Consider the following 931-nt stretch of genomic DNA (forward strand, 5'->3'; position numbering starts at 1 on the left):
CACGCCCCCCAACACCATCATGGTGGCCCAGATCGACAAGATGTACGGCCAGACCATCACCTTCCTCGACTGGATGAAGGTGGGCGTCCCCCTGGCCGCCACCTTCCTGATCTGCACCTGGCTGCTGATCACCAAGGTGCTCTTCCGGGTGCAGGGCGACATCCTCCAGGGCAAGGGCAAGCAACTTATCGACGCGGAGATGGCCAAGCTCGGGTCCATGAAAAAGGAAGAGAAGATCATTGTCGCCGTGTTCGCCGTGGTGGCTTCCATGTGGATTCTGCTGGGCTTGGTGAAGCTTCCCATGTTCAAAGGCGTCACGGACGCCTCCATCGCCATCGCCGGAGCGCTGCTGCTCTTCATCATCCCGTCCGACATGAAGAAGGGCGTGTTCCTCCTGGACTGGAAGACCGCCGTGAAGATCCCCTGGGACGTCATCATTCTCTTCGGCGGCGGCCTCTGCCTGGCCGACGGCTTCCAGGCCACCGGCCTCACCAAGTACATCGCCGGACAGCTCACGGGGCTCGAAGGCCTGCACATCATCCTGATCATCGCGGCCATCGTGGCGCTCAACATCTTCCTCACCGAGGTGACTTCCAACACCGCCGTGGCCACACTGATGATCCCCGTCATGGGGGCCATCGCCGTGGGCATGCACATCCACCCCTTCGGACCCATCGTGGCCGCGTGCATCGCCTGCTCCTACGCCTTCATGCTCCCCGTGGCCACGCCGCCAAACGCCGTGGTCTTCGGCTCCGGGGCCGTCACCATCCGACAGATGGCCCGAACTGGCTTCTGGCTCAACCTCCTGGGCATCGTGCAGATCACCCTGGTGGTCTACTACCTCATGCCCTTGGTCTGGGGCGTGGACCTCTCCGTCATGCCCGACTGGGCCATCCCCAAGAAATAGGAACAAACGCCGCCCGCCGGCCGG

Annotated in this window: 1 protein-coding gene; it reads left to right on the forward strand. The window is 62.9% G+C overall.

The genetic code is table 11. The annotated features are described in order from the left end of the window. The coding region (locus NNJEOMEG_RS20235; protein ID WP_173087285.1) for an SLC13 family permease at nucleotides 1–907 on the forward strand (907 nt) is incomplete at its 5' end. Between the last annotated feature and the right edge of the window lie 24 nt (nucleotides 908–931).

The sequence above is a fragment of the Fundidesulfovibrio magnetotacticus genome (assembly GCF_013019105.1).
Classification (GTDB): domain Bacteria; phylum Desulfobacterota; class Desulfovibrionia; order Desulfovibrionales; family Desulfovibrionaceae; genus Fundidesulfovibrio; species Fundidesulfovibrio magnetotacticus.